The 25,159-nt window shown below is 55.7% G+C and carries 23 protein-coding genes and 1 tRNA gene; 21 read left to right on the top strand and 3 right to left on the bottom strand.

Annotated features, from left to right (window positions below; all coding sequences use genetic code 11):
- Positions 1–59 precede the first annotated feature (59 nt).
- From ubiI to U869_RS0123760, 6 genes are all read left to right on the top strand, one after another.
- On the top strand, positions 60–1,262 hold the full coding sequence (ubiI, locus tag U869_RS0123785) for an FAD-dependent 2-octaprenylphenol hydroxylase (RefSeq protein ID WP_025122091.1): 1,203 nt from the start codon (positions 60–62) through the stop codon (positions 1,260–1,262).
- Positions 1,263–1,740: 478 nt separating this feature from the next.
- Positions 1,741–2,838, top strand: a complete 1,098-nt coding sequence (gene gcvT, locus U869_RS0123780; protein ID WP_025122090.1) for a glycine cleavage system aminomethyltransferase GcvT — start codon at positions 1,741–1,743, stop codon at positions 2,836–2,838.
- A gap of 29 nt (positions 2,839–2,867) precedes the next feature.
- On the top strand, positions 2,868–3,254 hold the full coding sequence (gcvH, locus tag U869_RS0123775; protein WP_025122089.1) for a glycine cleavage system protein GcvH: 387 nt from the start codon (positions 2,868–2,870) through the stop codon (positions 3,252–3,254).
- Between the two features lie 85 nt (positions 3,255–3,339).
- Positions 3,340–6,219, top strand: a complete 2,880-nt coding sequence (gene gcvP / locus U869_RS0123770; protein WP_025122088.1) for an aminomethyl-transferring glycine dehydrogenase — start codon at positions 3,340–3,342, stop codon at positions 6,217–6,219.
- Positions 6,220–6,329: 110 nt separating this feature from the next.
- Positions 6,330–7,295: an alcohol dehydrogenase gene (locus tag U869_RS0123765; RefSeq protein WP_025122087.1), complete on the top strand. Its 966-nt coding sequence runs from the start codon at positions 6,330–6,332 to the stop codon at positions 7,293–7,295.
- Positions 7,296–7,319: 24 nt separating this feature from the next.
- Positions 7,320–8,066: an SDR family oxidoreductase gene (locus tag U869_RS0123760; RefSeq protein WP_025122086.1), complete on the top strand. Its 747-nt coding sequence runs from the start codon at positions 7,320–7,322 to the stop codon at positions 8,064–8,066.
- A gap of 170 nt (positions 8,067–8,236) precedes the next feature.
- Here U869_RS0123760 and U869_RS0123755 read toward each other — a convergent pair whose 3' ends face one another.
- The gene (locus U869_RS0123755; RefSeq protein ID WP_025122085.1) at positions 8,237–8,845 is read right to left on the bottom strand and encodes an HD family hydrolase; all 609 of its coding nucleotides are present in this window, start codon (positions 8,843–8,845) and stop codon (positions 8,237–8,239) included.
- Positions 8,846–9,082: 237 nt separating this feature from the next.
- On the opposite strand from U869_RS0123755, the gene U869_RS0123750 reads away from it, so the two are divergent.
- Positions 9,083–9,757: a hemolysin III family protein gene (locus U869_RS0123750; RefSeq protein WP_025122084.1), complete on the top strand. Its 675-nt coding sequence runs from the start codon at positions 9,083–9,085 to the stop codon at positions 9,755–9,757.
- 226 nt (positions 9,758–9,983) lie between these two features.
- The gene (locus tag U869_RS0123745; RefSeq protein ID WP_025122083.1) at positions 9,984–10,481 is read left to right on the top strand and encodes a DUF2165 family protein; all 498 of its coding nucleotides are present in this window, start codon (positions 9,984–9,986) and stop codon (positions 10,479–10,481) included.
- Positions 10,482–10,523: 42 nt separating this feature from the next.
- Here U869_RS0123745 and ygfZ read toward each other — a convergent pair whose 3' ends face one another.
- A complete protein-coding gene (gene ygfZ, locus U869_RS0123740) occupies positions 10,524–11,516 on the bottom strand; it encodes a tRNA-modifying protein YgfZ (protein ID WP_025122082.1) in 993 nt (330 codons plus the stop codon).
- Between the two features lie 300 nt (positions 11,517–11,816).
- Between ygfZ and sdhE the strand changes: the two genes are divergently transcribed.
- From sdhE to creD, 5 genes are all read left to right on the top strand, one after another.
- Entirely contained in the window at positions 11,817–12,083 is a 267-nt protein-coding gene (sdhE, locus tag U869_RS0123735; RefSeq protein ID WP_025122081.1) for an FAD assembly factor SdhE, read from the top strand.
- Positions 12,064–12,489: a protein YgfX gene (locus U869_RS0123730; RefSeq protein WP_025122080.1), complete on the top strand. Its 426-nt coding sequence runs from the start codon at positions 12,064–12,066 to the stop codon at positions 12,487–12,489. Before sdhE ends, U869_RS0123730 begins: the two co-directional genes overlap by 20 nt.
- Positions 12,486–13,181, top strand: a complete 696-nt coding sequence (gene creB, locus U869_RS0123725; RefSeq protein WP_025122079.1) for a two-component system response regulator CreB — start codon at positions 12,486–12,488, stop codon at positions 13,179–13,181. The genes U869_RS0123730 and creB overlap by 4 nt, the downstream gene beginning before the upstream one ends.
- On the top strand, positions 13,178–14,596 hold the full coding sequence (creC, locus tag U869_RS0123720) for a two-component system sensor histidine kinase CreC (RefSeq protein ID WP_025122078.1): 1,419 nt from the start codon (positions 13,178–13,180) through the stop codon (positions 14,594–14,596). Before creB ends, creC begins: the two co-directional genes overlap by 4 nt.
- A gap of 103 nt (positions 14,597–14,699) precedes the next feature.
- A complete protein-coding gene (creD, locus tag U869_RS0123715) occupies positions 14,700–16,088 on the top strand; it encodes a cell envelope integrity protein CreD (protein WP_025122077.1) in 1,389 nt (462 codons plus the stop codon).
- A gap of 117 nt (positions 16,089–16,205) precedes the next feature.
- On the opposite strand, the gene fldB is transcribed toward creD, so the two are convergent.
- Positions 16,206–16,724 carry a flavodoxin FldB gene (gene fldB, locus U869_RS0123710; protein ID WP_025122076.1) on the bottom strand — a complete coding sequence of 173 codons (519 nt, stop codon included), beginning with the start codon at positions 16,722–16,724 and terminating at the stop codon, positions 16,206–16,208.
- Between the two features lie 93 nt (positions 16,725–16,817).
- Here fldB and xerD point away from each other — a divergent pair, with 93 nt between their 5' ends.
- From xerD to U869_RS32635, 8 genes are all read left to right on the top strand, one after another.
- Positions 16,818–17,717, top strand: coding sequence for a site-specific tyrosine recombinase XerD (gene xerD, locus U869_RS0123705; RefSeq protein WP_025122075.1), 900 nt, complete (start codon positions 16,818–16,820; stop codon positions 17,715–17,717).
- 27 nt (positions 17,718–17,744) lie between these two features.
- Entirely contained in the window at positions 17,745–18,458 is a 714-nt protein-coding gene (gene dsbC, locus U869_RS0123700; RefSeq protein ID WP_025122074.1) for a bifunctional protein-disulfide isomerase/oxidoreductase DsbC, read from the top strand.
- A gap of 6 nt (positions 18,459–18,464) precedes the next feature.
- Positions 18,465–20,198: a single-stranded-DNA-specific exonuclease RecJ gene (gene recJ, locus U869_RS0123695; protein WP_025122073.1), complete on the top strand. Its 1,734-nt coding sequence runs from the start codon at positions 18,465–18,467 to the stop codon at positions 20,196–20,198.
- A 229-nt stretch (positions 20,199–20,427) separates the two neighbouring features.
- Positions 20,428–21,526, top strand: a protein-coding gene (gene prfB / locus U869_RS0123690; protein ID WP_115650730.1) for a peptide chain release factor 2 whose coding sequence is annotated in 2 segments (ribosomal slippage) — positions 20,428–20,502 and positions 20,504–21,526 — 1,098 coding nt in all. Because the reading frame shifts where the segments join, the coding sequence is not laid out codon by codon here.
- Positions 21,527–21,535: 9 nt separating this feature from the next.
- The gene (gene lysS / locus U869_RS0123685; RefSeq protein ID WP_025122071.1) at positions 21,536–23,053 is read left to right on the top strand and encodes a lysine--tRNA ligase; all 1,518 of its coding nucleotides are present in this window, start codon (positions 21,536–21,538) and stop codon (positions 23,051–23,053) included.
- Between the two features lie 160 nt (positions 23,054–23,213).
- Positions 23,214–23,287: transfer RNA gene (locus U869_RS0123680), tRNA-Gly, on the top strand.
- A gap of 164 nt (positions 23,288–23,451) precedes the next feature.
- A complete protein-coding gene (locus U869_RS0123675; protein WP_025122070.1) occupies positions 23,452–24,666 on the top strand; it encodes an integrase arm-type DNA-binding domain-containing protein in 1,215 nt (404 codons plus the stop codon).
- A gap of 147 nt (positions 24,667–24,813) precedes the next feature.
- Positions 24,814–25,159 (top strand): hypothetical protein (locus tag U869_RS32635; RefSeq protein ID WP_232785395.1); only part of this gene is annotated, 346 nt, incomplete at its 3' end.

The following is a 25,159-nucleotide window of genomic DNA, read 5'->3' as shown; positions in this document are numbered from 1 at the left end:
GGGTGAGGGGGACTGGTCATAAAAACTAAGTGTCCGCAAATTTAAGGAACTCAAGCAGCATGCAATCATTTGATGTGATTATCGCCGGTGGCGGTATGGTGGGATTGGCTCTGGCCTGCGGTTTGCAGGGCAGTGGCCTGCGCGTGGCGGTGCTGGAACACCGGCAGCCGGAATTATCACCGCTGTCAGCACAGCCAGCGTTGCGCGTCTCAGCCATTAACGCCGCCAGCGAGCGCTTGCTGCAAAGGATTGGCGTATGGGATGAGATCCTCAACCTGCGCGCCAGTCCGTATAACGCAATGGAAGTCTGGGATCGCGACAGCTTCGGCAAGATCGCCTTTCGTGGCGATGAATGTGGTTTCAGCCATCTCGGCCATATCATTGAAAACGAAGTGATCCAGCAGGCGTTGTGGCGCAAGGCGGCCACGTTGTCCGACGTGACCTTGCTAGCTCCGGCTGCGCTGAAACAGGTTGCATGGGGGGAAAACGACGCCTTCGTTACGCTGGAAGATGGCCGTATGCTAACCGCCCGTTTGGTGATCGGTGCCGATGGGGCCAACTCCTGGCTGCGTCAGCATGCCGATATTCCGTTAACTTTCTGGGATTACCGCCACAGCGCGTTGGTCGCCACCATTCGTACCGAAGAGCCGCACCAAGCTACGGCGCGTCAGGTGTTTCATGGCGAAGGGATCCTGGCTTTCCTGCCGTTTAACGATCCCCATTTAAGTTCGATTGTCTGGTCGGTCGCGCCAGAAGAGGCCGAACGGCTGCAACAACTGGAGCCGGAAGCCTTTAACCGCGAGCTGGCAATGACCTTCGATATGCGTCTGGGCAGCTGCCAGCTCGAAAGCGAACGGCTGACATTCCCGCTCACCGGGCGTTATGCCCGCAGCTTTGCAGGCCATCGTCTGGCGCTGGTGGGGGATGCGGCGCACACCGTACATCCGTTGGCCGGGCAGGGTGTGAATCTGGGCTTTATGGATGCCGCCGAGCTGATATCCGAGCTTAAACGCCTGCAGCGTCAGGGTAAGGACATCGGCCAGCATCTGTATCTGCGTCGTTATGAACGCCGCCGTAAACACGGTGCGGCAGTGATGCTGGCCAGTATGCAAGGCTTCCGGGAGCTGTTTGCGGGCCACAACCCGGCGAAGAAGCTGCTGCGTGACGTGGGCCTAAGGCTGGCAGACAGCCTGCCGGGCGTGAAGCCAAAACTGGTGCGCCAGGCCATGGGCCTTAACGATCTGCCGGACTGGTTAGTCTGAGCATTTCAGAGGCCTGCGGTGCAGGCCTCTACCCGCCATCCATCAATCTTCCTTATACCTGCCTTCGTTTGAGAAATTCTAATTCCAGGCAAATTTTCTCATTACTTTTTCTAATTCCATGGTCGGTTATCAAAACCCGATATTCTCCATTCCAGTTGCTGTTTGTTATATAACTTCGGATTTTCACCGCTTTAATTGTTAATTTTGTGCCTTAAAGCGCATTTTTCCAGTGAAAAACTCTGCAAACTAACGCGGCATTTTACTGACCCTGAACCTGGTCGTGCCTATTTTAACTTATGGTTAATGGGGTCGTTCGGTGTTAACGTCAGGGCCAAGGTATCGTTTGCGTCGTTGAGTATTGGCGAGGCATTTGTGTTGAGCAGCCAGCGTGTTTCGCGCAATCAGGCCCGCGAGTTACCCCCGCCTTATTGCGTAATAACACCCTGTCTTCGGCTACTTGAGTGGAAAGAGGGAAAAGATGGCAAAGCAAACCCCACTGTACGACCAGCACGTGGCGTGCGGTGCGCGCATGGTAGATTTTCATGGCTGGATGATGCCGCTGCACTACGGCTCCCAGATTGATGAACACCACGCCGTGCGTCAGGATGCCGGCATGTTCGATGTCTCCCATATGACCATCGTGGATCTGCGCGGTGCTCGTACCCGTGAATTCCTGCGTTACCTGCTGGCGAACGATGTCGCCAAACTCACTCAATCTGGTAAGGCGCTGTATACCGGCATGCTGAATGCGTCCGGTGGCGTGATCGACGACCTGATCGTCTATTTCTTTACCGAAGACTATTTCCGCCTTGTGGTGAACTCCGCCACCCGCGAAAAGGATCTGGCCTGGATCGAGCAGCATGCGGCCCCGTACGGCGTTGAGCTGACGGTGCGCGACGATCTGGCGCTGGTTGCGGTGCAAGGCCCACAGGCCAAAGAGCGCGCCGCCACCTTGTTTACCCCGGAACAGAAGCAGGCGGTGGAAGGCATGAAGCCCTTCTTCGGCGTGCAGGCGGGGGATCTGTTTATTGCGACCACCGGCTATACCGGTGAAGCAGGCTATGAAATTGCTCTGCCGAAAGAGCAGGTCGTCGATTTCTGGCAGCAACTGCTGGCCGCTGGGGTAAAACCTGCCGGACTTGGTGCGCGGGATACCCTGCGTCTGGAAGCCGGTATGAATCTCTATGGTCAGGAAATGGACGAAGGCGTTTCGCCATTAGCCGCCAATATGGGCTGGACCGTGGCCTGGGAACCGCAGGATCGCCAGTTTATTGGCCGTGAAGCGCTGGAACAGCAGCGTGAAAAAGGCACTGAACAACTGGTCGGCTTGATCATGACGGAAAAAGGCGTATTACGTAATGAGCTGCCGGTGCATTTTACCGATGCGTTAGGTCAGCCGCAGGTTGGTGTGATCACCAGCGGTTCTTTCTCACCGACCTTGGGCTTCAGCATTGCGCTGGCCAGAGTTCCAGCCGGTATCGGTGAGCAGGCTATCGTGCAGATCCGTAACCGTGAAATGCCAGTGAAGGTCTGTAAGCCAGGTTTTGTACGTGCCGGTAAGTCACTGATCAATTAGTTTTTATTCTTCGAAGGAGTAACAGGCCAATGAGCAATGTGCCAACAGAATTGAAATACGCCACCTCCCATGAGTGGGTGCGTGACGCAAGCAACGGCGAATACGTTGTAGGTATCACCGAACACGCGCAGGAACTGCTGGGCGATATGGTATTTGTCGATCTGCCGGAAGTCGGCACTACCGTTTCCGCGGGTGATGACTGTGCCGTTGCGGAGTCGGTCAAGGCCGCTTCCGATATTTACGCGCCAATCAGCGGTGAAATCATCGCGGTCAACGGCGAACTGGAAAGCTCCCCGGAGCTGGTCAACAGCGAACCGTACGGCGAAGGCTGGCTGTTCCGCATCAAGGCAAGCGATGCGTCAGAGCTGGACAAGCTGCTGGATGCCGGTGCTTACCAGGCTTCCATCGACGAATAAGCCCTATCACGCCCCACTCTCATGTGGGGCGTTTTGCAGTTCAGGCTATATCCCGTACCCCGCAAGCATTCAGGAATTTGTAGCAATGACTCAGACACTCAGCCAACTTGAACACAGCGAAGCGTTCATCGAACGCCACATCGGCTCTTCTGCAGAGCAACAGCAGCAGATGCTGGAAGCGGTGGGCGCTCGCTCGCTCAGCGCGCTGATCCAACAGATTGTGCCAGCCGATATTCAACTGCCCGGGCCTCCGCCGGTGGGCGATGCGGCCACGGAACATCAGGCGCTGGCCGAACTGAAGGCGATTGCCTCGCAGAATCAGCGCTACAAATCCTATATCGGTATGGGCTACAGCGCGGTGCTGACGCCGCCGGTGATCCTGCGCAACATGCTGGAAAATCCAGGCTGGTACACCGCTTATACGCCTTATCAGCCAGAAGTGTCGCAAGGCCGCCTTGAGGCACTGCTCAACTTCCAGACCGTGACCCTCGATCTGACCGGGCTGGATCTGGCCTCCGCTTCCTTGCTGGATGAAGCTACCGCTGCCGCAGAAGCGATGGCGTTGGCCAAACGTGCCAGCAAACTGAAAGACGCCAACCGCTTCTTTGTGGCTGACGATGTGCATCCGCAAACTCTGGACGTAGTTCGTACCCGTGCCGAGACCTTTGGCTTTGATGTGATCGTCGACAAACCGGCGAAGGTGCTGGAGCTGCAAGGCGTGTTCGGCGTGTTGCTGCAACAGGTCGGCACCACGGGTGAATTGCACGATTACAGCGCCCTGTTGGCAGAGCTGAAAACGCGCAAAATCGTCACTAGCATGGCAGCCGATATTATGGCGCTGGTGCTGCTGACGGCACCGGGCAAGCAAGGGGCCGATGTGGTATTCGGTTCTGCGCAAAGCTTCGGTGTGCCAATGGGCTACGGTGGCCCACACGCGGCGTTCTTCGCCTGCCGTGACGAATTCAAGCGCTCGATGCCGGGTCGTATCATCGGCGTGTCCCGCGACGCTGCCGGTAATACCGCGCTGCGCATGGCGATGCAAACCCGTGAACAACATATCCGCCGCGAAAAGGCCAACTCGAATATCTGTACCTCGCAGGTGCTGCTGGCCAACATCGCCAGCCTGTATGCGGTGTACCATGGCCCACAAGGTCTGCAACGTATCGCCGGGCGCATCCATCGTCTGACCGATATCCTGGCTGCTGGCCTGCAACAAGCGGGTCTGTCACTGCGCCATAAAACCTGGTTCGATACCCTGACCGTGGAAGTGAAAGACAAAGCCGCGGTACTGGAACGCGCACTGGGCTTCGGTATCAACCTGCGCACGGATATCCACGGTGCGGTTGGCATCACGCTGGATGAAGCCACTTCCCGTGAAGACGTGCAGACGCTGTTTGCTCTGTTGGCAGGCGATAACCACGGTCTGGATATCGATGCGCTGGATGCGGCCGTGAGCAACAACAGCCAGTCGATCCCGGCGGCCATGCTGCGCAAAGATCCGATCCTCACGCATCCGGTATTTAACCGCTATCACAGCGAAACCGAGATGATGCGCTATATGCACCGCCTGGAGCGTAAAGATCTGGCGCTGAACCAGGCGATGATCCCGCTAGGCTCCTGTACCATGAAGCTGAACGCCGCCGCAGAGATGATCCCGATCACCTGGCCTGAGTTCTCTGAACTGCACCCGTTCTGCCCACCAGAGCAGGCGGCAGGCTATCAACTGATGATTGGGCAACTCTCCCAGTGGCTGGTGCAACTGACCGGTTACGATGCCGTGTGCATGCAGCCTAACTCGGGTGCGCAAGGCGAATATGCTGGTCTGCTGGCGATCCGCCGTTACCACGAAAGCCGCAACGAGGCTGGCCGTAATATCTGCCTGATCCCAAGCTCGGCGCATGGTACCAACCCGGCTTCCGCTCAGATGGCGGGCATGGGCGTGGTGGTGGTAGCCTGTGACAAGAACGGCAACATCGATCTGCACGATCTGCGGGTGAAGGCCGAGCAGGCCGGGGAAGCCCTTTCCTGCATCATGGTCACCTACCCGTCGACCCATGGCGTGTATGAAGAAACCATCCGTGAAGTGTGCCAGATCGTGCATCAGTTTGGCGGCCAGGTGTATCTGGACGGTGCCAACATGAACGCACAGGTGGGGATCACCACGCCGGGTTATATCGGCGCGGATGTGTCACACCTCAACCTGCATAAAACCTTCTGTATCCCTCACGGCGGTGGCGGCCCAGGCATGGGGCCAATCGGTGTGAAAGCGCATCTGGCACCGTTCGTTCCAGGTCACAACGTGGTGCAGATTGACGGCGTTACCACTCAGCAGGGCGCGGTTTCTGCCGCACCGTTCGGCAGCGCCTCTATCTTGCCAATCAGTTGGATGTATATCCGCATGATGGGTGCGGAAGGGCTGAAGCAGGCTAGCCAGGTGGCGATCCTCAATGCCAACTACATCGCAACCCGCCTGAAAGACGCTTATCCGGTGTTGTATACCGGCCGCGATCACCGTGTGGCGCACGAATGTATTCTGGATATCCGTCCGTTGAAAGAAGAGACCGGTATCAGCGAAATGGACATTGCCAAACGCCTGATCGACTATGGTTTCCATGCGCCGACCATGTCGTTCCCGGTGGCGGGTACGCTGATGGTTGAGCCGACCGAATCGGAAAACAAAGTGGAGCTGGATCGCTTTATCGATGCGATGCTGGCGATCCGCAGTGAGATTGACCGTGTACAAAAGGGCGAGTGGCCATTGGAAGACAACCCATTGGTTAATGCACCACACGTGCAGGCCGAACTGGTCAGCGACTGGCAGCACGCTTACAGCCGCGAGCTGGCGGTGTTCCCAATTGCCGGTGTGCGTGAGAATAAATACTGGCCGAGCGTGAAGCGCCTGGATGATGTCTACGGCGATCGCAATCTGTTCTGCTCTTGTGTACCGATGAGCGATTACGAATAGCACCATCCGCCAACATGATGATCGAGGGGCACTGCCATCATGGCGTGTCCCTTTTTTTATTGCAGCGTATCAGTGATTAACGAGTCTCCACCACGGAACAAGGAAACGGTATGAAAGCGGCAGTCGTCAATACGTTAGGTCAGGTACCCCAGTTAGGCATTTTCACGCCACCACAACCGCTGGCCGATGAAGTGGCTATTGAGGTGATGGTTGCCGGCATTAAACAGCTAGATCGCGCTATTGTGGCCGGTAAACATTATTCCAGCCCAAAGGATCTGCCGTTTGTGCCGGGAACCGATGGCGTAGGCAGAACGCCAGATGGGCAACGGGTGTACTTTGCCTCTTTTCGCCAGCCACACGGTGCGCTGGCCGAACATACCGTGGCCTCATGGACGGTACCAGTTCCCGATTCGCTAGATGATGCGACCGCAGCGGCGCTGATCAATCCGGCACTGGCAGCGTGGTTGCCGCTGTTCTGGCGAGCCAATGTTCAGCCAGGGGAAACCGTCCTGATCATCGGCGCGACCGGGACATCGGGTAAGCTTGCGGTTGCAGCTGCGCGTCAAGCCGGTGCTGGGCGGATTGTCGCTGCCGGGCGGCGTCAGAGCGTGCTGGATGAGCTGAAGGTGGATGCAACGGTGGATCTGAGCCTTGAGGGACTGGCGCTACAGCAGGCCTTTACCGCTGCTGCTGGGCCACAGGGTTATGACGTAGTGGTGGACTACATTTGGGGACCGGCGACGGAGGCGCTGCTGGCAACCTTCAACAATCACGATCTCTCTTCCCATGCTGGCGGCCAAGGCATCCGGCTGGTGAACGTGGGTTCCATGGCCGGGCCAAACATTAGCTTACCTGCGGCGGTGCTACGTAGTACGCAGTTGCAGATCCTGGGCAGCGGAACGGGCAACTTTCCGCCGATCCCGCAGTTGCAAAGCATCGTTGCCGATATTCTGGCGTTGGCAGCCGAAGGGAAAATCAGTGTCGATACCCAGGAACATGCCTTTGCCGATATTGCCGACGCGTGGGATATCAACAAGAAAAGCGATACCCGTTCGGTGATCCGCATCCGTGATTAAACCGTATCAACAGCAAGGAACCGTATGACCAAGGTTGCATTAGTTACCGGCGCCAGCCGGGGCATAGGCCGCGCGAGGGCGTTATTATTGGCTCAACAGGGCTATGTGGTGGGCGTTAACTATCTGCGTGATAGTGCGGCTGCGGAGCTGGTGGTGGCACAGATCCACCAGCAGGGCGGCAAAGCCTTGGCTCTGCGGGCAGATATTGCCGACGAAGCAGAAGTGGTAGCGATGTTTGCCGAACTGGAGACCACGCTGGGACCCATCGATGCACTGGTCAACAACGCGGGCATTCTCTTCCAACAGGCAAGTATTGAGCAACTCACTGCCGAGCGGATCAACAAGGTGCTGACGACTAACGTCACCGGGTATTTTCTCTGCTGTCGTGAAGCGGTAAAACGCATGGCGCTGCGTCATGGCGGGCAGGGGGGGGCGATTGTTAACGTCTCTTCCGCTGCTTCTCGCTTGGGGGCTCCGTGGGAATATATCGACTATGCGGCATCAAAAGGGGCGGTGGATACGTTGACGACCGGCCTGGCGTTGGAAGTGGCTGCACAGGGGATACGCGTCAACTGTGTCAGGCCTGGTTGTATTTACACCGAGATGCACGCCAGCGGAGGTGAGCCGGGGCGTGTCGATCGGGTGAAGTCGGCGTTGCCAATGCAACGGGGCGGTCAGCCGGAAGAAGTGGCGCAAGCCGTGGCCTGGTTGCTCTCCGATGCGGCTTCCTATGTCACCGGCAGCTTTATCGAGGCGGCGGGCGGGCGTTAATATCCCCCCAACCTCCCAAAGGGCTAAGGAGCCAGTTCAGCGTCGTTGGCAGCTAATGTGGAACTGCGTAGGGGCGCTGCATGCTGCGCCCGTGTCAGGGCCAATTGCGGGAGTAAAATTGCAGCTCAATCGGTTCCCTCTCCTTGTGGGAGAGGGTTAGGGTGAGGGCATTACTTCAGCCAGCCTTTGCGCTGTGCATCCCGCAAGTGCTGCTCCAGGTGCTTCCACAGTTCTGGGTGGATATCGGCAATCATCGCGTTGCGATTTAACACCTGCTCCAGGCTAACGTTATTTTCTACCCAGCTCTGGCCTTCATTATGCAGGTTCATCAGCATCGGCATACTGCGATCCAACACCAGCGCAAAGCGGGCATCGGCGCTTTCACCATCTTCATACTCCTGCCACAACGCGGTGAACAACCCACGCTGAGGTTCCGGCAACAGACCGAACAGGCGTTTGGCTGCGGCCACTTCCTGATCGTGGATCGCCGCACGGGCCGCCAGATCGTAGACAAAGACATCGCCTGCATCGATCTCGACGATGTCGTGCAGCAGAGCCATCTGGATCACGCGCTGAATATCTACCGCATCACCGGCATAAGGGGCCAGGCTTAGAGCCGCAATGGCAAAGTGCCAACTGTGCTCGGCCGAGTTTTCCTGACGCTGGGTGCCCAACACCTTGGTACGGCGCTGAACGCTTTTCAGTTTATCGATTTCCATCAAGAACTGGATAACTTGAGTCATGGAGCCAAAGTCTAAGGCGGGTACAGCGGATGACATGAGACGAACCTCGAGGTGAATGATGGGAATACCCGTTGTCTTTCAAGCTAACTGAAATCCTTAGGGTGCAAAGCTTGTCGATTGTAGCCCAGTGAGCCGGGGATTTCGATGTTAGCGCGGTGTTACAAGCGTACACAGTTTTATTTTAGCGTACACGTGTACACTGGAATCATTCTCAGCTACTCTCATCTGCGGTTATTTCGCACAATATGCGTTAGTTTTGAGAGGTTGCGAGTTATGGGAAGAACGGATGAAGTGAAAACCGGGGCCGACGAGTTGCCAGTCACGGCTTATCCATGGGCAGAGGAAATTGCCAACAGTATCAGCCACGGCATCGGATTGGTGTTTGGCATTGTCGGTTTGGTGTTGTTGTTGGTCCAGGCGGTAAACGCCGGCGCTGGGGTAACGGCCATTACCAGCTACAGCCTGTATGGCGGCAGCATGATCCTGCTGTTCCTGGCTTCCACGCTGTATCACGCCATTCCGCATCAGAGAGCCAAACACTGGCTGAAAAAATTTGACCACTGCGCCATCTACTTATTGATCGCCGGGACCTATACGCCGTTTCTGTTGGTGGGGTTAGACTCACCGTTGGCGAGAGGGCTGATGGCGGTGATCTGGGGGCTGGCGCTGTTCGGGGTGATCTTCAAACTGGCGTTCGCGCACCGTTTTGAGGTGTTGTCGCTGGTGACTTACCTGACTATGGGTTGGTTATCGCTGATAGTTATCTATCAACTGGCGATGCGCTTGGAGGTCGGAGGGGTAACGTTGCTGGCGGTGGGCGGCGTGGTGTATACGCTAGGGGTGATTTTCTACGCGTCGAAGCGTTTCCGCTTTGGCCATGCGATCTGGCACGGCTTTGTGCTCGGTGGCAGCGTGTGTCACTTTATGGCGATCTACCTTTACGTCTAACCCGCTCATTTTGTTGTTGATATATTGCTAAATCGTTTCTTTTGAGTTAAAAAAGAGGCGCTTGTTTCTTTCGGGTATCCAGCAAGCCTGATTATTTCTGAGCCCGCCATATCCCTGGCTTTCAAGCCGCAGGGGGTGGCTGAGCTTGCTACCTGACCTGCATCTTGAGATCCATGGGGTAGATTGCACCTCCCGGTGCCTTTAACCTTACCCAGGACTCATTACTATGATCGTTCGTCTATCCAAAGCGCTGCTGGTCTGCGCTATCGCACTCTTTGCCTCACTGGTGGCCTTTGGCAATATCACTGATTACGGCACCAACTTCGCTTTTGTACGTCATGTTTTTCTGATGGATACGATATTCCCTGATGCCACTATCACCTACCGTGCGATCCAGTCGCCTTGGCTGCATCAGGTGGGGTATGTCGGCATTATTGCCCTGGAAACCCTGACTGCGGTGTTGTGCTGGATCGGTGGGATACGCCTGCTGTGTGGCCTGAAATTGCCTGCGGTGCGGTTTAATCGTGCCAAGACGTTGGCTATCGCGGGTTTGACTTTGGGCTTCCTTACCTGGCAGGTTGCCTTTATGTCCGTCGGCGGTGAGTGGTTTGGCATGTGGATGTCAAAACAGTGGAACGGAGTGCCCGATGCTTTCCGCTTCTTTGTCACCATTTTGCTGGTGCTGATCTATCTGGTGCCGCGTGATGGGGAATTGGACGACTAACTCGTTGTCTGGCCGCAGGCGCGATGCCTGCGGCTAAAAAGATTACTTCTCTTCTGCCAGTGAGTAAGGCAGAGGTTTGATAACCAACTGGCTGGTGGCATCATCACGTACACGCAGCACGCTATCCGCTTCCAGATCGTTATTCATTACCACCTGTACCCACAGCGTTCCGTCAGCCAGTGCGCTTGCCGCCAGCACGGTGCCGGTACGGCGCCAGTTGTCACCCAGCTTCAACTCCAAATCGTCACCGGCCTGTGGAACTTGGCTGGCGGTACCTTCCAGCCAATACAGGGCGCGCTTGTTGGCTCCCCGGAACTTGGCGCGAGCCACCATTTCCTGCCCGGTGTAGCAGCCTTTACTGAAGCTAATGCCTGCCAGCGCTTGCAGATTGGTGGCCTGCGGGATCAGCTGCGCACTGTTTGGGGCATCAATTACCGGATAACCGGCCTCGATATCCAGCGCCAGCCATTGGCGGCTGTCGTTCAGCTCTGCCTGCCCATCCAGCTTGGCGGCGAGTTGGGCGGCGGTTTCTGCCGAAACGATCAGCATAAAACGTTCCGCTGGCAGGGCAAAGTGCAGCAAGGTCGTGTCGCCGTCTTGCACCACTTGGTGTTCCGCATCTGGCAGGGTAGCGAACACCTGCGCCAATGCGGCACGTGCCTGCTGACCGGCGAGGCCCAGCAGCACAGCATCGCCGTCTGCCGCGATGGTGATCTTGGAGAACACCGCGTATTTCTTTATTTCAGCCAGTTGACTATCCAGCACGCTGCGGCGCTCAAGATAGGCAAAGCCTTCACCGTGGTGGAATAAACGCAGGTTGCTCCACATCTTGCCTTTGGCATCGCAATGGCCGCACAGCACGTGTTGATCGGCCGCCAGCTTATCGATGTCGGCCGTCACCTGGCCTTGAAGATATTTCACCGTGTCTGGCCCGTTCAGCCGCACCAAGGCCCAATCTTCCAGTGAGATCAGCGTCAGTGGCAGATGGGAAGAGGCGGAAGGTTGACGGGATGGAAAAGGAATATTGAACGCCATAATCGGTTCCTGCTGCATGTTTAGCATACCTGTTGGGGTTGCTACCATGGTAAAAGAGGTGGCTGGCTTTGCAAACAGTTATTACCAGGCAGCGCTTTTTTTGACATTTTACGCTTTGTTGAGTGAACGCCCTTCCCGGCGAGTATGTCAAATTGTTACTCTAGGCACTTACGGCCAACGATACCCAATGTTACCCAAATCGTTGGCTGATGGAATTAAATTGCACGCGTGTTGCCATACCAAGTGTCGGTTGCCCAACAGCATGGCAAGCCATGCCGAAAAGAGGTTAGTCATAACAACATGGATATTAACAATAAAGCACGTATTCACTGGGCCTGCCGTCGCGGCATGCGCGAGCTGGATATCTCGATCATGCCGTTTTTCGAACATGAATACGATACGCTGAGTGATGCAGACAAGGCCGTATTCATCCGCTTGCTCGAAAGTGACGACCCCGATTTGTTCAACTGGCTGATGAATCATGGTACTCCGCAGGATCAAGATCTGCAGAGAATGGTATCCCTGATCCAAACGCGAAATAAAGCCCGTGGCCCAGTGGCGATGTGATGTCCGCGTTTCCTGGCGTACCCAGTTAGTCTCGCTGCTGACCCACGGCCTGCTGATCTTGCTGATCCTGATCGCCCCGTGGCCGGAAGGCTACGGTTTGATATGGCTGGTGCTGTTGACGTTGGTGGTGTTTGAGTGCATTCGCAGCCAAAAGCGTATTGCATCCAGGCAGGGAGAACTGCGGTTGCTGGCTGAACGCCGGATTGAGTGGCATGGCCAGGAATGGCTGATGGTGAAAAAACCCTGGATGCCGGGGTTCGGTATTATTCTGTCGCTACAGCAGATCAACGGTAAAAAACGCCAGCGGCTGTGGTTGGCTTCGGATGCCATGAGCAAAGCGGATTGGCGCCAACTGCGTCAGCGGCTGCTGTTTGTGCAACCCGCTACCGACGAGGATCAACAATGAAACCGCTGCTTTGGCTGGTAGAGGACGAACCCAGCATTGCGGATACGCTGATTTATACCCTGGAAAGCGAAGGCTTTCAGGTGCGTTGGTTTGAACGTGGCGAGCCTGCTTTGCAGGCTTTGCAACAGGGTTTACCGGCGTTGGTGATCCTCGACGTCGGCCTGCCCGATATCAACGGTTTTGAACTTTGCCGTCGTCTGCTGGCGCAGGCGGCGGATTTACCGATCCTGTTTCTTACCGCCCGCAGCGGCGAACTCGATCGCCTGATCGGGCTGGAAATCGGTGCCGATGATTATGTTGCCAAACCCTTCTCCCCACGCGAGGTGAGCGCCCGCGTGCGCACCATCCTGCGGCGTCTACACAAACAGCAGCGCTTGCAGCAGCCAACCCTGTATCACTTTGGTGCCTTTAGCCTGGATGAAGAGGGGGCCACGATCTGTTATCACCAGCAGCCGCTGTTGCTGACCCGCTATGAATTCCTGCTGTTGAAAACGCTGTTACAGGCACCTGGCCGGGTGTTCTCCCGCCAGCAATTGATGGACATCGTTTGGGCCCAAGCTGAAGAGAGCCTGGACCGCACCGTCGATACCCATATCAAAACGCTACGTGCCAAACTGCGGGCGATCGACGCCGTGGAACCACCGATCCATACCCATCGTGGCTTAGGCTACAGCGTGAGCCGCCAGCCATGAGGATTGGCCTGCGCCTGCTGCTAGGCTATTTCCTGATTGTGGCAGTGGCGGGCTATTTCGTGTTGAGCATCTTTGTACAAGAGGTGAAACCTGGCGTACGGCGTGCCACCGAAGGTACGCTGGTGGATACCGCCAACCTGTTGGCACAGGTGGCGCGGCTGGATATGAGACACGGGGATGCAGCCAAAGGCCAATTGGCGCAAGCCATTGCCCAGCTTAATCAACGGCCAATCGGGGCCAATATTGCCGGGATCCGTAAAGATAGGAACGAATATCGCGTCTATGTTACCGATGGCCGCGGCAAGGTGATTTTTGATTCATCGGGCCAGGCGTTAGGGCAGGATTACTCCCGCTGGAACGATGTCTATCTGACATTACGTGGCCAGTACGGTGCGCGCAGCACCCGGACGATTGCCGATGATGAGAGCAGTTCGGTGATGTACGTGGCCGCTCCGGTGATTGAGCAAGGGCAGATTATCGGCGTGTTGAGCGTTGGCAAACCCAACAGCTCGATGGCTCCGGTGATCCGCCGCAGCGAGCGGCGTATTCTGTTGGCGGGTGCGGTGCTGCTGGGGATTGCGCTGGCGATCGGCCTGGGGTTTGTCTGGTGGATTAACCGCTCGATCAATCGCCTGGTACGTTATGCCGACGGGGTAGCGCACGGCGAGGCGGTACCCTTGCCACGTATGGGCAGCGTTGAACTGACCCAACTGGCGCAAGCGCTGGAAAGCATGCGCATGAAGCTGGAAGGCAAAGCCTATATTGAACAGTATGTGCATACTCTGACTCACGAATTGAAAAGCCCACTGGCGGCGATCCGTGGTGCAGCGGAGCTCCTTCAGGAGTCACCTCCTCCGGCGACGGCCAAACGCTTTTTAACCAATATCGAACAGCAGAGCGCGCGCATCCAGCAATTGGTCGACAAGCTGCTGGTTCAGGCGCAGTTGGAAAGTCGGCCCGGATTGGAATTGGCTCCGGTGGCGTTAGTGCCGTTGCTGCGACAGATCGTCGCGGGTAAAGAAGCTCAGGCGGCACAGCGTGGCGTGACGATCAAGTTGGGTGAACTGGCGGAGGCAACATTGGTCGGCGATGCCTTCTTACTAGGGCAGGCGTTGAGCAACCTGCTGGATAACGCCCTGGATTTCACCCCGGCGGACGGTACGGTGAGTATCGACAGCGAACGGTCGGAACATCATTACCAGATCACGATTTGTGATACCGGTAGCGGCATCCCTGACTATGCGCTGGACAAGGTGTTTGAGCGCTTCTATTCGCTGGCCCGGGAAGATAAACCCAAGAGCAGCGGCCTGGGCCTGAACTTCGTGCAGGAAGTGGCGCGCCTGCATCGTGGCACCATCCGTTTGCAAAACAATCACCCCACCGGTGCGCAGGCAATCTTCACTTTACCGCTCTGAATGCCATTTATTGCCCACACTTCACCTTCCCTTCACACAACCACATTCTGATTTCACTTGCCGGCTCTATCGTAGCGACATTACCTACAAGGAGTCTGCGACGATGTTTAAATCGGTACTGTTTTGGAAAATAACCACCCTGCTGGGATTGATGATCCTGATGATGATCCCGGTGGGCCAGTTAATGGATGTGGTACAGGAACGCAGTGGCTATCGCCAGAGCGTGGTGGGACAAGTGAGCGAGAGCACGAGCCGTGCACAGCGCATACTGGGGCCGCTGATCGTGATCCCGTACACCTTGCGCGAAGAGAAGAAGAACGAAAAGGGCGAAATCTCGATAGAGATCAACCGCTATCAACGCTTCGTATTGCCGGAATCCCTGGTGGTGAATGGCAAACCTAACGTTGAAGTCCGCAAACTGGGTATCTATCAGACCCAGGTTTATCAGGGGCCGTTGGATTTTCAGGTGAAATTCGCCCAACCCGATCTGGACGATCTGCAACACAGCAACATCACTGTCGGTCAGCCTTTCCTGGTTGTGTCATTGAGCGACTCCCGTGGCATCAAAAGCATTTCAGCCCTCAACGGCATTCAACAGCAAGCCAAGTTTGAGCCAGGTACCTTGGTAAACGGGCTTTCCCAGGGGATCCACGCCCCGCTGGCCTTGGCCTCGTTGCAGAAAGAAGGGCTCACAGCCGATTTTACGCTGAACCTGGCGGGGACCAGCAGCTTGTCTCTGGTGCCGGTGGGGCGCAGCTCCGAGCTGTTATTGCAAAGCAACTGGCCGCACCCGAACTTCCTCGGCAACTTCCTGCCGGATGAGCGCAAGGTGACTGATAGAGGCTTCTCTGCCCGCTGGCGCAGCACCTGGTTTGCCAACAACATCAACAGCGCCTTTATGTATGACAATGGCATCATGGAAGAGGAAAAGCTGCCGACCTTCACCACCAGCCTGATTGAGCCGGTCGATCACTACCAACTGACCGAACGAGCGGTGAAGTATGCGGTACTGTTCCTGGGGCTGACGTTTATGGCGTTCTTCCTGTTCGAAACCCTGACCGGGCTGCGGGTGCACCCGATCCAATATCTGCTGGTGGGAGCTGCGCTGGTATTGTTCTATCTGATCCTGCTGGCCTTCTCGGAACATCTGGGGTTCGACGTGGCGTATTTGCTGGCGAGCGTGGCCTGTAGTGGGCTGATTGCCTTCTACCTCAGTGCGGTGCTGCGTGGGATCAAGCGTGGCATGCTGTTCGCCGCCAGTCTGTTACTGCTGTATGGCATCCTGTATATGCTGTTGCAGTCGGAAGATAACGCGCTGGTATTGGGTTCGGTGCTGCTGTTCGGCATTCTGGCGGGGATCATGTTGCTGACACGTAAGCTGGACTGGTATCAGGTGGCCGACCCGGCTCGTTTGAAAGGCAACACTGCTGAGCTAGAAACCGCTGAGGCACCAGCCAGCAATGGTGAGAGCCGCTTTAGGCTATGGAAGTAAAAACTCAGTTGAGTCACTGCTGAAGCTTGCATTAGTTACTCAGGGTCGAACATGTTCGACCCCTACAGATTCAGCTCGGCGTTCATGACGTAGGGGCGCTGCATGCTGCGCCCGTTGTTAAAGCAGAGGTTCCATTTCCAGCAGGATCTGTTCACACCACTGTTGCAGACGCTCTTCGCTCAGATCGTACTGATTCACCTCATCCAGCGCCAGGCCAACAAAGTGTTTGCCGTCGGCGCTGAGTGGTTTGGGGCTGGTGAATTCAAAACCGTCAATCGGCCAGAAACCGATAAACTGTACGCCCCGTGGGGCTAGCTGGTCGTGTAACATCCCCAGCGCATCCAGGAACCATTCGCCATAACCCAACTGATCGCCCATCCCGTACATGGCGACGATCTTGCCTTGCAGATCCAGCTCGGTCAGCTGTGGCCAGATCGCTTCCCAATCCTCTTGCAGCTCACCGAAATCCCAGGTTGGAATACCCAGGATCAGGATGGAGTAGTCTTCCATCAGCTTGGGGGAAACGTCTTTCAGGTTGTGCAGGTCAACCAGGTCTTCACCCAGGATCTCACGGATTTTTTCTGCTGCCATCTCGGTGTAGCAGGTGCTGGAGCCGTAAAACAGACCAATCTTCATGTTTAAACCGTTTATAATGCCGTCTAGAGAATTGCAACGAGTATACCTTAAGGCATAATGCCTGTGCTAAAAACGCAACCAAGAGAGGACCACGTGCAACAGCAAGATAGTGCGCTGATTGAGCAATTCCTGGATGCGTTGTGGCTCGAACGCAATCTGGCAGAGAATACGCTGGCCTCTTATCGGCTCGATTTGCAGGCATTGGCCGGCTGGCTGGCCCCCAACAATCGCAACCTGTTACAGGCCGAAGCGCTGGATCTACAGGCCTTTCTCGCCGAGCGGGTGGAGGGCGGATATAAAGCGACCAGTTCAGCCCGGTTGTTGAGCGCAATGCGCCGTCTGTTCCAATATCTCAACCGTGAAAAAATGCGGGCGGATGATCCCACCGCGCTATTAGCCTCGCCCAAATTACCGCAGCGGCTCCCCAAGGATCTGAGCGAAGCGCAGGTGGAGGCTTTGTTACAAGCTCCCTGTGTCGATCAGCCGTTGGAGTTGCGCGATAAGGCGATGCTGGAAGTGTTGTATGCCACCGGTTTGCGCGTGTCGGAACTGGTAGGGTTGACCATCAGCGATGTCAGTCTGCGCCAGGGTGTGGTGCGAGTGATCGGTAAAGGTAACAAAGAGCGCCTGGTGCCGCTGGGGGAAGAAGCGGTGTACTGGATCGAAAATTATCTGGAACATGGCAGGCCGTGGATGTTGAACGGCCAGACGCTGGACGTGCTGTTTCCCAGCAACCGTAGTCAGCAAATGACCCGACAGACTTTCTGGCATCGGATTAAACACTATGCGATCCTAGCCGGTATCGACAGTGAACGACTGTCTCCGCATGTGCTGCGCCACGCTTTCGCCACCCATTTACTGAACCATGGGGCCGATCTTCGTGTCGTACAGATGTTATTGGGGCATAGCGACCTCTCAACCACACAAATTTATACCCATGTAGCGACTGAAAGATTGAAACAGCTACATCAACAGCATCACCCGCGCGCCTGACGTGTAGGGATCGAAAGGATTGGAAGAATGAAAAAAGGTTTAATGCTGCTCTCCCTGCTGGTGGCTTCGGTTACCGGCACGGCCCATGCTGATGATGCAGCCATTCACAAAGCGCTCGGTAGCCTGGGCATCAAGCAGGCCGACGTGCAAGACTCACCGGTTGCCGGTTTGAAAACCGTGCTGACCGAAGGCGGCACGCTGTACGTGACGGAAGATGGCAAACATGTGTTGCAGGGGCCACTGTATGACGTCAGCGGCAGTGAGCCGATCAACGTGACCAATCAACTGTTGATGACCCGTCTGGAAGCGCTGAAAGATCAGATGATCGTTTACAAAGCGGCGCAAGAGAAACACGTGATCACCGTGTTTACCGATATCACCTGCGGCTATTGCCACAAGCTGCACGAGCAGATGAAAGAGTACAACGATCTGGGGATCACCGTACGCTATCTGGCGTTCCCGCGTCAGGGGCTGGAGTCTCAGGCAGAGAAAGACATGCGTTCTATCTGGTGTAGCGCAGATCGGGCTAAAGCCTTCGATGCCGCCATGAAGGGCGACGCAGTATCTCCGGCAACCTGCAAAACCGATATCAGCCAGCATTACGCGCTGGGCGTCCAGTTCGGTATTGGCGGCACGCCAGCCATCGTGCTGAAAAATGGTTCGCTCATTCCTGGCTATCAGGGGCCGAAAGAGATGGCCGCGATGTTGGATGCGCATGCAGCCTCCGCAGCCAAGAAATAAGTTACGGTGAGTATCAAAACCCAATTACGCCGCCGTGAGGCGGCAGATGCCAGCCATTTACCCGTCAGCCTGCCGCCGCTGCTGCGCCGCTTATATGCGTTGCGTGGGGTGCAGGGCGAGCAGGAGCTGGAACGAAGCGTCAAGGGCATGCTGCCTTGGCAGCAACTGAGCGGTATCGATGTCGCAGTAGAGATATTGCAGCAGGCGTTGGCCGACGGCCGCCGTATTATGGTGGTGGGTGACTTTGACGCCGATGGAGCCACCAGTACGGCGCTGACGGTGCTGGCCCTGCGTAGCATGGGCTGTCGTTCTGTCGATTATCTGGTGCCCAACCGTTTTGAAGATGGCTATGGCCTGAGCCCGGAAGTGGTGGAGCAGGTGGCGGTACGCGGTGCCGAACTGATCCTCACGGTTGATAACGGCATTTCCTCTCATGCTGGCGTGGATGTTGCGCATGGCTTGGGGATGCAGGTGCTGGTTACCGATCACCACCTGCCGGGGGAAACCCTGCCCGCAGCGGAAGCGATCGTTAACCCGAACCTGCGTGACTGCGATTTTCCTTCCAAATCCCTGGCCGGTGTGGGCGTTGCCTTCTATCTGATGCTGGCGCTACGTGCCAAGCTGCGTGATACCGGCTGGTTCGAACAACGCGGGTTGGCCATGCCAAACCTGGCCGAACTGTTGGATCTGGTGGCGTTGGGCACGGTGGCGGACGTGGTTCCGCTGGATGCCAACAACCGTATTCTGGTGTATCAGGGGCTGAACCGTATCCGGGCTGGCAAATGTCGGCCAGGTATTCGTGCCTTGCTGGAAGTGGCTAACCGCGATGCACGGCAATTGGCTGCCAGCGATCTTGGTTTTGCCCTTGGGCCACGGCTGAACGCGGCAGGGCGATTGGACGATATGTCGATCGGCGTTGCCATGCTATTGAGCGACGATATTGCCCAGGCGCGCATGCTGGCCAACGATCTCGATGCCCTCAACCAGACCCGGCGTGAGATTGAGCAGGGTATGCAGGTGGAAGCGCTGGAGCTGTGCGATCAGTTGGAGCGTACTACCACCGAACTGCCTTATGGGTTGGCGATGTACCACCCTGAGTGGCATCAGGGCGTGGTGGGCATTCTGGCTTCGCGTATCAAAGAGCGTTTTCATCGCCCGGTGATCGCTTTTGCCCCGGCGGGTGATGGCATCCTGAAAGGCTCCGGCCGTTCGGTGGCCGGGTTGCACATGCGTGATGCGCTCGAACGGCTCGATACCCTGAACCCAGGGCTGATGATGAAGTTCGGCGGCCATGCTATGGCGGCGGGCCTGTCGCTGGAAGAGGCCAAGTTTGACGAGTTCCGCCAACGCTTCGGCGACCTGGTGGGCGAATGGCTCGATCCGGCGATGCTGGAAGGGGTGATCTGGTCTGACGGCGAGCTGATGATGCAAGAGCTGACCCTGACCACCGCAGAACTGCTGCGTGAGGGCGGGCCGTGGGGGCAGGCGTTTCCAGAACCTACCTTTGACGGCAAGTTCCGCATCCTGCAACAGCGGTTGGTGGGTGAGAAACACCTGAAGCTGATGATCGAGCCGCTCGGCGGCGGCCCGTTGTTGGATGGCATCGCCTTTAACGTTGACACCACGCAGTGGCCGGACAGCAGCATCAAAGAAGTGGAACTGGCGTACAAGCTGGACGTCAACGAGTTCCGTGGCAACCGTAATGTGCAGTTGCTAATCCAACACCTCTGGCCGCGTTAATCTACCAGCCCCTCCCGAAGCAGCACAGGCTAATCCATGACGCCGGACAACTCCCTCTCCCTGTGGGAGAGGGCTGCGGTGAGGGGAAAGCATTAACCTGCGGCCCCCTAATCACTCATCCCCACAAAAACTAACCAACTCGCTATAAACTGGCCGCTGGATCCGCTAGAATTACCGGTTCCAATGGCATTTCGCCATCGACGACATCAACGTAAGAACGCAAAAAATCATGTTTGAAATTAATCCGGTAAAAAACCGCATTCAGGATGTGTCCGAGCGGACAGCCGTTCTCAGGGGGTATCTTTGACTATGATGCCAAGAAAGAACGCTTAGAAGAAGTTAACGCCGAGCTGGAACAGCCGGACGTTTGGAACGAACCTGAACGTGCACAGGCACTAGGCAAAGAGCGCTCGGCGCTGGAAGCCATTGTCGAAACCATCGATCAGTTGGAACAGGGCTGTGAAGACGTCACGGGCCTGCTGGAACTGGCTGTCGAGGCGGAAGACGAAGACACCTTTAATGAGACAGTGGTTGAGCTCGATCAACTGAGCGCCAAGCTGGAACAGCTAGAATTCCGTCGTATGTTCTCTGGTGAATACGACAGCGCGGACTGCTACCTGGATATCCAGGCCGGCTCCGGCGGCACCGAAGCGCAGGACTGGGCCAGCATGCTGCTGCGCATGTACCTGCGTTGGGCGGAATCTAAAGGTTTCAAAACTGAAGTGATTGAAGAGTCCGACGGCGACGTCGCGGGCCTGAAATCGGCCACCATCAAGATTATCGGCGACTACGCGTTTGGCTGGTTACGTACTGAAACCGGCGTGCATCGCCTGGTACGCAAGAGCCCATTCGACTCCGGCGGTCGCCGCCATACCTCTTTCAGCTCCGTATTTATCTATCCGGAAGTGGATGACGATATCGATATCGACATCAACCCGGCGGATCTGCGCATTGACGTTTACCGCGCCTCCGGTGCCGGTGGTCAGCACGTAAACAAAACCGAGTCGGCGGTGCGTATTACCCACCTGCCAACCAACATTGTGGTGCAGTGCCAGAACGACCGCTCTCAGCATAAGAACAAGGATCAGGCATTCAAACAGCTGCGCGCCAAGCTTTATGAATACGAGATGCAAAAGAAAAATGCTGACAAGCAAATGCTGGAAGACAACAAGTCCGATATCGGCTGGGGCAGCCAGATCCGTTCTTACGTGCTGGATGATTCCCGCATCAAGGATTTGCGCACCAACGTAGAAACGCGTAACACGCAGGCCGTACTGGATGGCGACCTGGATAAATTCATTGAGGCAAGTTTGAAAGCCGGGTTATGAGGAACAGAAATGTCTGAGCAACAAGCACAAGGCGCCGAACAGGCGTTGGATCTCAACAACGAGCTGCAGTCACGCCGTGAAAAACTGGCCGCGCTGCGCGAGAACGGCATTGCGTTCCCGAACGACTTCCGTCGCGATACCACTTCCGACCAGTTGCATGCCGAATACGGCAGCAAAGAAAACGAAGAACTGGAATCACTGGGTATCGAAGTGACCGTGGCTGGCCGTATGATGACCCGCCGTATCATGGGTAAAGCCTCCTTCGTGACGCTGCAAGACATGGGCGGGCGCATTCAGCTCTACGTCGCACGCGACGATCTGGCGGAAGGTGTTTACAACGAGCAGTTCAAGAAGTGGGACTTGGGCGATATCCTCGGCGCACGCGGTAAGCTGTTCAGAACCAAGACCGGCGAGCTGTCTATTCACTGCACCGAACTGCGCCTGCTGACCAAAGCACTGCGTCCGTTACCAGACAAGTTCCACGGCCTGGCCGACCAGGAAACCCGTTATCGCCAGCGTTATCTGGATCTGATCGCCAACGAAGAATCGCGCAACACCTTCAAGATCCGTTCTCAGGTGATGGCAGCGATCCGTAACTTCATGGTGGGCAGAGGCTTTATGGAAGTCGAAACCCCGATGATGCAGGTGATCCCTGGCGGTGCGTCTGCTCGTCCGTTCGTTACGCACCACAATGCGCTAGACATCGATATGTACCTGCGTATCGCGCCAGAGCTGTATCTGAAGCGTCTGGTGGTGGGGGGCTTCGAGCGCGTGTTCGAAATCAACCGTAACTTCCGTAACGAAGGCGTTTCCCCGCGTCATAACCCAGAGTTCACCATGATGGAACTCTATATGGCGTACGCGGATTATAAAGACCTGATCGAACTGACCGAGTCGCTGTTCCGTACGCTGGCTCAGGACGTGCTGGGTGACGCCAAGGTGCCTTATGGCGATGAAGTATTCGACTTCGGCAAGCCGTTTGAAAAGCTGACCATGCGTGAAGCGATCAAGAAATACCGCCCAGAAACCAACCTCGACGATCTGAACGAGATGGCTAGCGCGGTCGCGATTGCCGAATCCATTGGTATCAAGGTTGAGAAGAGCTGGGGCCTGGGCCGTGTGGTTACCGAGATCTTCGAAGAGACAGCGGAAAGCCATCTGATCCAACCTACTTTCATTACCGAATACCCGGCAGAGGTTTCTCCGCTGGCACGTCGTAACGACGAGAACCCGGAAATCACCGACCGTTTCGAATTCTTTATCGGCGGGCGTGAAATCGGTAACGGCTTCTCGGAGCTGAACGACGCAGAAGACCAGGCGCAGCGTTTTGCCGATCAGGTTAACGCGAAAGATGCCGGTGACGACGAAGCGATGTTCTACGATGAAGACTACGTCACTGCGTTGGAGCATGGTCTGCCACCAACTGCGGGCCTGGGCATCGGTATCGACCGTATGGTGATGCTGTTGACCAACAGCCACACCATCCGTGACGTGATCCTGTTCCCGGCCATGCGCCCGAGCAAGTAACGTTCTGCGGTAAGTGATTAAACCGGTGCAGGCGACTGTGCCGGTTTTTTTTCGCCTGAAGCGAGCCGGTTGTTACTAACCGCTTAAAACATCGGCAGTTACGCGTGATCTTCGCTTGCCCGGCGCGTATAACCGGTTATAATGCCAGTCGCACACCTAAGCGGGTGTAGTTCAATGGTAGAACGGCAGCTTCCCAAGCTGCATACGAGGGTTCGATTCCCTTCACCCGCTCCAAACACACTTCTCCCAACGTCTACCAAAGCCCACTAAACCCAGTAATCACAAGCCTCTCGGTAAAAGCTCATTATCTCAACGTCTACACACATCTACCCAAATCTATACATCCATGTGTATAGTAATGAGTATAGGACGTTTGATTTACCTCGGAGCTATACACAATGCCCCTCACAGACCTTGAGTTACGGCGCTCTAAGCCGCAAGACAAGCCCTATACACTCAGTGATGGCGGTGGGCTTTCTATACTCATTGAGCCGAACGGTTCCAAAGGCTGGCGCTTTCGCTACCGCTTCGACGGCAAACCAAAAATGCTTTCCCTTGGCACATACCCCACAGTTTCACTAACCGACGCAAGACAAAAGCGCGATGAGGCTAAAAAGCTGGTGGCATCGGGCATTAATCCCAGCGAAGCCAGGAAGCAGCAGAAACGAGATCGGCAAGATGTAAGTGGCAATACCTTCGAGGGGATAGCGCGGGAATGGTACGACAAGCGTCGCGATCGCTGGTCTGAGTCCTACGCAGAAGAGATGATGAAAACGTTTGAGAGCGATGTTTTCCCATACATCGGCCATCGGCCAATTGCCGAGATAAAGCCAATGGAGCTTATGGGGACGCTTTCAAAACTGGATGAGCGCGGCGCAACGGAGAAATTGCGCAAGGTGCGTCAGCGGTGTGGGGAGGTATGGAAATACGCCATCGTCACTGGCAGGGCTGAATATAACCCAGCTCCGGATCTCGCCAGTGCGTTCTCACCGCATAAAAAAGAACACTATGCCTTCTTGTCAGTGGCCGAGCTGCCCGACTTTTTCCGCACTTTTAACACATACACCGGCAGTCTGATCGTCAAGTTGGCTATGCGCTTGCTTATCATCACCGGAACAAGGCCGGGAGAACTGCGTAAAGCTGAATGGTCAGAGTTTGATTTTGATAACAGGCTCTGGGAAGTGCCGCCTGAACGCATGAAGAAACGCCGCCCTCATTGCGTGCCACTATCCGACCAGGCTATTAGTATTCTGGAGCAGCTAAAACCGCTAACCGGCCATTACAGCTATGTGTTCCCAGGCAGAATTCACCACAGCAAGCCAATAAGCGAAATGGCTATGAATGTGCTGGTTCGCCGCATTGGGTACGCTGGGCGTGTAACGGGCCACGGCTTCCGCCACACCATGAGTACCATCCTGCACGAACAGGGCTATAACACCGCCTGGATTGAAACCCAACTGGCCCACGTCGATAAGAACAGTATCCGGGGAACGTACAACCATGCTCAATACCTGGATGGTCGCCGGGAGATGCTTCAGTGGTATGCCGACTATATGGAGAGCCTGGAGCGGGGTGGGAATGTTGTGCAGGCTACATTTGGGCAACGGGCGTAACTGGATATATAGACAGTGCCATTGGACCGCAGTAGACTTGTGTGGACGAATAAAGAATAGGCTATGCCTAGGGTAACTCCCGAATACCTGGACAACTCTACGGGCTGACATAACCACTAAATATTAGAGAATGAGAGGTGGCGTAAATTGGATAATTGGGACTCTAAAACTTTAGAAAGATGCTGTTCCATTATTGATAATATACGGGATTCATCATCATGGTACTACCGTATCGGCTTCAGTAAGCTTAGGAAGCTAAGTTTTACTTCTGGGGCTGATTTATCATCTCATGCGATCGACTTCATTAAAGAATATAGTCACCTGGAAGAATATCTTGGTGTAGTTGAAGAAAGTATTGATGAGAGGTTTCCTGCTAGTGATCTATCATTTTGTAATAAGATATGGGGCGACATTATCAAAAACAAAAGAATTTCAAAAGGATTCGCATGTTCTGATATTAGGCCATTAATGATTATATACCCAATAAACCTCA

Source organism: Serratia sp. H1w, from assembly GCF_000633355.1.
GTDB lineage: Bacteria > Pseudomonadota > Gammaproteobacteria > Enterobacterales > Enterobacteriaceae > Chania.
The sequence above is the reverse complement of the archived record's forward strand: the minus strand, read 5'-3'. Positions and strand labels throughout refer to the sequence as shown.

Excerpts from the sequence above, each read along its gene's own strand:
- ubiI (WP_025122091.1), top strand. The coding sequence starts at position 60 with ATGCAATCATTTGATGTGATTATCGCCGGTGGCGGTATGGTGGGATTG.
- gcvT (WP_025122090.1), top strand. The coding sequence starts at position 1,741 with ATGGCAAAGCAAACCCCACTGTACGACCAGCACGTGGCGTGCGGTGCG.
- gcvH (WP_025122089.1), top strand. The coding sequence starts at position 2,868 with ATGAGCAATGTGCCAACAGAATTGAAATACGCCACCTCCCATGAGTGG.
- gcvP (WP_025122088.1), top strand. The coding sequence starts at position 3,340 with ATGACTCAGACACTCAGCCAACTTGAACACAGCGAAGCGTTCATCGAA.
- U869_RS0123765 (WP_025122087.1), top strand. The coding sequence starts at position 6,330 with ATGAAAGCGGCAGTCGTCAATACGTTAGGTCAGGTACCCCAGTTAGGC.
- U869_RS0123760 (WP_025122086.1), top strand. The coding sequence starts at position 7,320 with ATGACCAAGGTTGCATTAGTTACCGGCGCCAGCCGGGGCATAGGCCGC.
- U869_RS0123755 (WP_025122085.1), bottom strand. The coding sequence starts at position 8,845 with ATGTCATCCGCTGTACCCGCCTTAGACTTTGGCTCCATGACTCAAGTT.
- U869_RS0123750 (WP_025122084.1), top strand. The coding sequence starts at position 9,083 with ATGGGAAGAACGGATGAAGTGAAAACCGGGGCCGACGAGTTGCCAGTC.
- U869_RS0123745 (WP_025122083.1), top strand. The coding sequence starts at position 9,984 with ATGATCGTTCGTCTATCCAAAGCGCTGCTGGTCTGCGCTATCGCACTC.
- ygfZ (WP_025122082.1), bottom strand. The coding sequence starts at position 11,516 with ATGGCGTTCAATATTCCTTTTCCATCCCGTCAACCTTCCGCCTCTTCC.
- sdhE (WP_025122081.1), top strand. The coding sequence starts at position 11,817 with ATGGATATTAACAATAAAGCACGTATTCACTGGGCCTGCCGTCGCGGC.
- creB (WP_025122079.1), top strand. The coding sequence starts at position 12,486 with ATGAAACCGCTGCTTTGGCTGGTAGAGGACGAACCCAGCATTGCGGAT.
- creC (WP_025122078.1), top strand. The coding sequence starts at position 13,178 with ATGAGGATTGGCCTGCGCCTGCTGCTAGGCTATTTCCTGATTGTGGCA.
- creD (WP_025122077.1), top strand. The coding sequence starts at position 14,700 with ATGTTTAAATCGGTACTGTTTTGGAAAATAACCACCCTGCTGGGATTG.
- fldB (WP_025122076.1), bottom strand. The coding sequence starts at position 16,724 with ATGAAGATTGGTCTGTTTTACGGCTCCAGCACCTGCTACACCGAGATG.
- dsbC (WP_025122074.1), top strand. The coding sequence starts at position 17,745 with ATGAAAAAAGGTTTAATGCTGCTCTCCCTGCTGGTGGCTTCGGTTACC.
- lysS (WP_025122071.1), top strand. The coding sequence starts at position 21,536 with ATGTCTGAGCAACAAGCACAAGGCGCCGAACAGGCGTTGGATCTCAAC.
- U869_RS0123675 (WP_025122070.1), top strand. The coding sequence starts at position 23,452 with ATGCCCCTCACAGACCTTGAGTTACGGCGCTCTAAGCCGCAAGACAAG.